Source organism: Saccharomonospora iraqiensis subsp. paurometabolica YIM 90007 (assembly GCF_000231035.2).
Classification (GTDB): Bacteria; Actinomycetota; Actinomycetes; order Mycobacteriales; family Pseudonocardiaceae; genus Saccharomonospora; species Saccharomonospora paurometabolica.
Genome location: NZ_KI912238.1, coordinates 120,582 through 126,967, shown reverse-complemented (window position 1 = coordinate 126,967; position 6,386 = coordinate 120,582). Strand labels below are relative to the sequence as shown.

The 6,386-nt window shown below is 72.3% G+C and carries 5 protein-coding genes; 1 reads left to right on the top strand and 4 read right to left on the bottom strand.

Features of this window, described 5'->3' with window-relative positions; genetic code table 11:
- The first annotated feature begins 237 nt into the window (after nucleotides 1-237).
- Nucleotides 238-2,781 (top strand): ATP-dependent Clp protease ATP-binding subunit, encoded by a 2,544-nt coding sequence (locus tag SACPADRAFT_RS0212785; RefSeq protein WP_007025982.1) that lies wholly within the window; start codon nucleotides 238-240, stop codon nucleotides 2,779-2,781.
- 121 nt (nucleotides 2,782-2,902) lie between these two features.
- On the opposite strand, the gene SACPADRAFT_RS0212780 is transcribed toward SACPADRAFT_RS0212785, so the two are convergent.
- The 4 genes from SACPADRAFT_RS0212780 to SACPADRAFT_RS0212765 all read right to left on the bottom strand — a co-directional run bounded on the left by SACPADRAFT_RS0212780 (nucleotide 2,903) and on the right by SACPADRAFT_RS0212765 (nucleotide 6,301).
- Complete coding sequence (locus tag SACPADRAFT_RS0212780; RefSeq protein WP_007025983.1) at nucleotides 2,903-4,210, bottom strand: glycosyltransferase; 1,308 nt, start codon at nucleotides 4,208-4,210, stop codon at nucleotides 2,903-2,905.
- Nucleotides 4,211-4,226: 16 nt separating this feature from the next.
- Nucleotides 4,227-5,171, bottom strand: a complete 945-nt coding sequence (locus SACPADRAFT_RS0212775; protein ID WP_007025984.1) for a glycosyltransferase — start codon at nucleotides 5,169-5,171, stop codon at nucleotides 4,227-4,229.
- A 125-nt stretch (nucleotides 5,172-5,296) separates the two neighbouring features.
- On the bottom strand, nucleotides 5,297-5,740 hold the full coding sequence (locus SACPADRAFT_RS0212770; protein ID WP_007025985.1) for a DUF4383 domain-containing protein: 444 nt from the start codon (nucleotides 5,738-5,740) through the stop codon (nucleotides 5,297-5,299).
- A gap of 117 nt (nucleotides 5,741-5,857) precedes the next feature.
- Entirely contained in the window at nucleotides 5,858-6,301 is a 444-nt protein-coding gene (locus SACPADRAFT_RS0212765; protein WP_028662434.1) for an ATP-binding protein, read from the bottom strand.
- Between the last annotated feature and the right edge of the window lie 85 nt (nucleotides 6,302-6,386).

Genomic DNA, 6,386 nt, shown 5'->3' with positions numbered 1-6,386 from the left:
GCCACCGCCGCCGCCGCGGGGGAGGCGGTGCGCGGGCTGCCGTGGGTGCTGCGGGAGCGCCGCGTGCTGCCGGACCGGGTGGAACGGAATCTGCGCACGCTCGAACGGGCGCGCCGGGACTCCCCGGCCCGGCGGTACGTCGGGTGAACGGTTGACCGTCCGCGGGACCGGGTAGGTCCCGTGGCAGACGAACCGCCCGCAGGGCGGGACAGCCGCCGTCGCGACAGGGAGTGCTCCATGACCGGCTTCTTCGGTGCCGACCCGGGTTCGAGCCCCTTCGACCAGCTGCTCGCGCAGTTCTTCGGCAACGCGATGCCGGGGCGGCGGCCGCACGCGGTGGGGATCACCAAGCTGATGAGCGAGCAGGCGCTGGCTCTCGTGTCGGCGGCCGTGCGCCAGGTCGGCGAGTGGAACGGCAGTGAACTGGACTCCACCCACCTGCTGTGGGCCGCCACCCGGGTGCCGGGCAGTCGGGAACTCATCCAGCGTTCCGGCGCGGACCCGGACGCCCTGGCGACCCGGGTCGAGCGGGAGGAACGCAGCGAACAGCCGCGGTCCGGGATGCCGGTGCTGACCCCGGGTGCCAAACGCACCCTGCTGGACGCGCACCAGATCTCGCGCGGGCTGCGCTCCTCCTACATCGGCCCGGAACACGTGCTGCTGGCGCTGGTGGCCAACTCCGACTCGCGGGCGGGCCGACTGCTCGGCGAGGCCGGGATCACCCCGGAGTCGATGCAGAAGGCGATCTCCGACCCGACCGCCGCACCCGGCAACGCCCGCACGGCGGGGCAGGAACAGCAGCAGGCCAGCGCCACCCCGACGCTCGACCAGTACAGCCGGGACCTCACGACCATGGCGCAGAACGGGGAGATCGACCCGGTCGTGGGCCGGGAGGGCGAGATCGAGCAGACGATCGAGGTGTTGTCCCGCCGGACCAAGAACAACCCGGTGCTGATCGGTGAGGCCGGGGTCGGCAAGACCGCCATCGTGGAGGGCCTCGCCCAGCGGGTCGCCGACGGGCAGGTCCCGGACGTGCTCGGCGACCGGCGGGTGGTGCAGCTCGACGTGGCGGCGATGGTGGCGGGAACCCGCTACCGCGGCGACTTCGAGGAGCGGATGACCAAGCTGCTCGACGAGCTCCGCGCCAACCGGGGCAAACTCGTCGTGTTCATCGACGAACTGCACACCGTGGTCGGCGCCGGGGCGTCCGAGGGGTCGATGGGGGCGGGCAACATGCTCAAACCCGCGCTGTCCCGGGGCGAGGTGCACGTCGTCGGCGCGACCACGCTGGACGAGTACCGGCGCAACATCGAGAACGACCCCGCCTTCGAACGCCGCTTCCAGCCGATCCTGGTGCCCGAACCGTCCGTCGAGGACACCCTCGCGATCCTGCACGGCCTGCGGGACCAGTACGAGGCGCACCACCAGGTGCGCTTCACCGACGAGGCGCTGTCGGCGGCGGCGACGCTGTCCGACCGGTACGTCACCGACCGGTACCTGCCGGACAAGGCGATCGACCTGGTGGACCAGGCGGGCGCGCGGGTCCGGATGCGCACCGGGCGCAGGCCCGAGCAGCTGCGTGACCTCGAGGCCCGGATGGAGCAGTTGTGCCGGGACCGCGACCAGGCGGTCAGCGAGGAACACTACGAACGCGCCTCCGCACTGCGCGACGAGATCAACACGCTGCGCGGCCGGATCGAGGAGGAGAAGCAGGGGGAGCGCCCCTCCGAGGCCCCGGACGTCTCCGCCGTCGACATCGCCGAGGTGGTCTCCCGCATCAGCGGGGTCCCCGTCGCGCAGTTGACCCAGGAGGAGCGGGAGCGGCTGCTCACGCTGGAGGAGCACCTGCACGGGCGGGTCGTCGGCCAGGACGAGGCGGTCCGCGCGGTGTCCGAGTCGGTGCGCCGCACCCGCGCGGGCCTGGCCGAACCGAACCGCCCCTCGGGCAGCTTCCTGTTCCTCGGGCCGACCGGGGTGGGCAAGACCGAACTGGCACGTGCGCTCGCCGAGGCGCTGTTCGGCACGGACGACCACATGATCCGGCTGGACATGTCCGAGTACGGCGAACGGCACACGGTGAGCAGGCTCGTGGGCGCCCCACCGGGCTACGTCGGCTACGAGGAGGCCGGGCAGCTCACCGAGGTGGTGCGCAGGCGCCCGTACTCGGTGATCCTGCTGGACGAGATCGAGAAGGCCCACGCGGACGTGTTCAACCTGCTGTTGCAGGTGCTGGAGGACGGCAGGCTCACCGACGGCCGGGGCCGCACGGTGAACTTCACCAACACCGTGCTGATCATGACCAGCAACATCGGGTCGGAACTGGTGCTCAGTGGCACCCAGGGCGCACTCGGGTTCGCGCCGCCGCGCGAGGACGACACCGAGGCACCGTTGCGGGAGCGACTGATGCGCAGGCTGCGCGAGCACTTCCGGCCCGAGTTCCTCAACCGCATCGACGAGATCATTGTGTTCCGCAAGCTGTCGGCCGAGCAGCTGCAGCAGGTCACCTCGCTGCTGCTGGAGGAGACCCGGCGCAAGGCCCACGCGCAGGACGTCGAGGTGCGGGTGGAGCCGGAGGCCGTCCGGTGGCTCGCCGAGACCGGCTACCAACCGGAGTACGGCGCGCGTCCGCTGCGTCGCACCATCCAGCGCGAGGTGGACAACGTGCTGTCCACGATGCTGCTCAACGGCGAGATCCCGGAACACTCCCGCGTCACCGTCGGCGCCGGAGACAACACCCTCACCTTCGACGTCGACACCACGGTGCCCACCGCCGCCCCCTGACGGCCCTCCCGCGGTGTTGCCGTGAGGGGCACTTTCCCTGCATGTGACGCAGGGAAAGTGCCCCTCACCGCACTCTGCGCAGGGAATGTGCCCTTCACGGCACACGCCGCCGGCCGCGCGGTCAGGTGGCCGTGGTCTCGCGGAGCGCGGTGGCGGGGAGGACCCGTTCGTAGACGCGGGAGGTGTCGGCGGCGATGCGGTCCCACGAGTAGCGGCAGCGGGCACGGTCGGCGCCGGCGATGCCGTAGGCCTCGCGCAGGGCCGCGTCCCCGAGGAGCTTGCGGACGGCGGCGGCGACGGCGTCCGGCCGTCGGGGTGGCACCTGCACGCCGGTGACCCCGTCGACGACGGTGTCGGTCAACCCACCGACGGCGGAGACCACCACCGGCACCCCGCAGGACATCGCCTCCAGCGGCACGATCCCGAACGGCTCGTACCGCGGGGTGCACACCACGACGTCGGCCGAGCGCAGCAGTGCGGGCACGTCCGACCGGTGCACCTGCCCCGCCAGGTGCACCCGGTCGGCCACCCCGGACTCCTCCGCCAACCGCCGCAGCCTGCGCGCCTCCGGGTCGGCGTCCAGCCGTCCGCGCTCGGGCCCGCCCGCGACGACCAGCTCCACCTCGGGCAGCGAACACAGCGCCGCGATCGCCACGTCGAACCCCTTCCGGGGCACCAGCCTGCCCACCGACACGATGCGGTACCGGTGTCCGCGCGGCTCCCGTGGGCCGGACGGGGAGAACCGGTCGAGGTCCACCCCGCAGGGCACCACCGACACCCGTGAGCGCGGCAGGCCCATGCGGACGAGCTCGAACACCTCGTCCGAACACGTCGCCGCCACCCGCGCGGCGTTGCGGCCGATCAGCCGTTCCATCCCGATCCGTTCGGCCGGGCTGGTGTCCTGCGCGCCCTGGTACCGGCGCTTCACCACACCGAGTGCGTGGAAGGTCTGCACGACGGGCACAGTCCCCGACTGCCCGTCACCCCCGCCGGCGCCTTCGACACCGGCGCCCTCCGGACCGGCACCGGCCACACCGTCGCCCGGCATGCCGCCGTCGGAGGTGCCGTCCCGTGCGGCCATCAGGGACGCGAGGCCGGACATCCAGAAGTGCGCGTGCACCACATCGGGGCGTTCGACGCGGATCCACTTCCGCAGCGACGTGGTGAATTCCCCCATGTGCGGCAGCAACTCGTCCCGCGGGACGTGCCGGGGCGGCCCGGCGGGGAGGTGGACGACGCGGTACCCGCCGGGCATGTCGACCACCTCCGGCCGGTCGGGGTCGTGCCGACGGGTGTAGACGGTCACGTCGTGCCCGGCCCGGGTCAACCCGGTGGACAGTTCCGCCACGTGGACGTTCTGCCCGCCCGCGTCGGCCTCGCCCAGAGCGGCCAGCGGGCTGGCGTGCTCGGAAACCATGGCGATCTTCATGGGACCTCCCGGAGAGTCAGGACAGAAGCCGGTCGAGGAGCACGTCCCAGCGGTGCAGGAAGGTGTCGAGGCCGAAGCGCGCCAGCGCGTGTTCGCGGGCGGTCTTGCCCAGCCGCGCCGCGAGGTCGGGCTGCGCGCACAACGTGCGGACCGCCGGGACGAGGCGGGTCAGGTCGGTCGACACCACGCCCGCATCCTCGCCGACGGCCGTCGCCGCCTCGGTCGAGTCCACCGCGACCACCGGCATCCCCAGGTGCATCGCCTCGATCAGGGACAGCCCCAGCGACGTCCAGCGGGCGGTGTGCAGGTAGACACGTCGACGTGCCATGTGCGGGTGCAGCCGCTCCTGCGGGAGGTCGCCGACCGGGGTCACACCCGCAGCGGTGAACCCCTCGGTCCCGATGCCGTACAGGTCGACGGGAACGACCTCCCCGAAGGCCCCGAGCAGGTCCGCGCCGACGATCCGGTTCCGCCGCACCGGCTCGTTGATCAGAGCGGCGGCACGGGGCAGTTCCCCGGTGTAACGGTGGCCGGGGTCGACCACCCCGTGTTCGATCACCACCGTCGGGGCGATGCCGTTGTCCCACATGAGCTCGTTGAAGTGGGTGACGTGCACGATCGGGATGTCGTCGCGCCCGGCGAGCGGGTGCCGCGTGGTCGCGGCGTGCTCACGCGGGGTGTTGTGCTCCACGTAGACGGCGGGCACGTCGGTCCCCGGGCGCCGACCCAGCCAGCGTTCGATGAGGTCCAGCTCCTCGGGGCGTTGCAGCACCACCGCGTCCACATCGGCTCCCCGGAGCCGGTCGTGCGGGACCTCCACGGCGGTGTCCGGCCAGTCCCGCCCGCACCGTCCCCGCCCCCACGGACCACGATCCTCCACTGTGGGCAGCAGACAGGTGTGCCCGCTCCGCACGAACGCGGTCGTCCACGACCCGTGCACGTGCCACAGGAGCAACCTCATGCGGAACGAGTTGCCCGGACGGGAACATCACTAAACGGTTCCCCGGCACCCGGCGTCGCACGGTGGTGTCGTCCGTGGGCGCACCGTGTTGGGAGGTGGGGGGCTCCTCCTCTCCGTCCCCGCGGTCAGCCCCGTGGCCCGGCCCGCGACCCGGGTTGTACCGGCAGCAGGCACAGGAGTAGTCCGAGCACCGCGCTGAGGCCGTACATCACCACGTTCGCGGCGTAGACGTTGGCGAGGTTGCCGAGCGGGGAGACCGTGACGGCGAGGATGCCGTACGCGGTCAGCCCGGTGAACCCGAAGAAGGCCATCCAGCCGAAGGCGCGCGTCGTCTCCTCCGCGCGGGCGGCCAGCACGCCCATGATGCCCACGCCCGTGTGCCCGATGTTGACCAGGGCGCTGACCCCGAACACCCACACCGACCGCGACGGGTCCGCCCCCATGCTGCTGCTGGTGGTGGCGAACCCGACCAGGCCGATGGCGAGGTACCACAGCCCGATCACCAGGGTCGCCGCGCGCAGCATCGACAGGGTGGGGCGCAGGCCTCCGCCCACGGGGAAGGTGGTCATGGCCGACCGCTCCGTCCGGGAGTCGCTGCGCTCGATGCCATGGCGACCACCTCCTCGGCGACGCCGGTGCCGTGCCGGGTGTGTCGTGGGCCGGGTGACGACCCGGATGTTCGGGAGCTACCCGCGGGGTGGGCGGGCAAACTGCTTGGCGAAGTCGATGTGCACGACGTGGTCGGTCCCGCGTCGCGGATCGCACTCGTACCGCCACGCCGACACGGAGTCGGTGACGGTGTCGAGCACCTGCCAGCCGAAGCTGTGCTCGCTCGGGACACCCCCGTCGAACGTCGTGGTGGACACCGCGACGCGCAGGGTGCCGAAGGTGACCTGGAGCCGGCAGGTGAGCAGTGCGCCGGGCACCGAACGGCGGATGAGGCTCGTACACGCCTCGTCCACGGCCACCGTAATGTCGGTGCTCTCGTCCGGTTCGAACCCCTCACGGCAGGACACCGCGTGGGCGATCGCCCGGATCAGGATCAGGTGCTCGGCGTCGGCAGGCACGCGCAACTCGACCGGGCCCGTGCACTCCGGCCCCATCCAGTCGGTCAGTTCGTACGTGCGCATGATGTGGGTCGGATACCCGGCACCGGCCGCACCATGCCTGCGCCCGGGCGCCCCGGACCGCCGCGCCCGGCCCACCGCCGCGCCA

Bases quoted from the DNA above. Each gene is read 5' to 3' on its own strand.
- SACPADRAFT_RS0212785 (WP_007025982.1), top strand. From the start codon at position 238: ATGACCGGCTTCTTCGGTGCCGACCCGGGTTCGAGCCCCTTCGACCAG.
- SACPADRAFT_RS0212780 (WP_007025983.1), bottom strand. From the start codon at position 4,210: ATGAAGATCGCCATGGTTTCCGAGCACGCCAGCCCGCTGGCCGCTCTG.
- SACPADRAFT_RS0212775 (WP_007025984.1), bottom strand. From the start codon at position 5,171: ATGAGGTTGCTCCTGTGGCACGTGCACGGGTCGTGGACGACCGCGTTC.
- SACPADRAFT_RS0212770 (WP_007025985.1), bottom strand. From the start codon at position 5,740: ATGACCACCTTCCCCGTGGGCGGAGGCCTGCGCCCCACCCTGTCGATG.
- SACPADRAFT_RS0212765 (WP_028662434.1), bottom strand. From the start codon at position 6,301: ATGCGCACGTACGAACTGACCGACTGGATGGGGCCGGAGTGCACGGGC.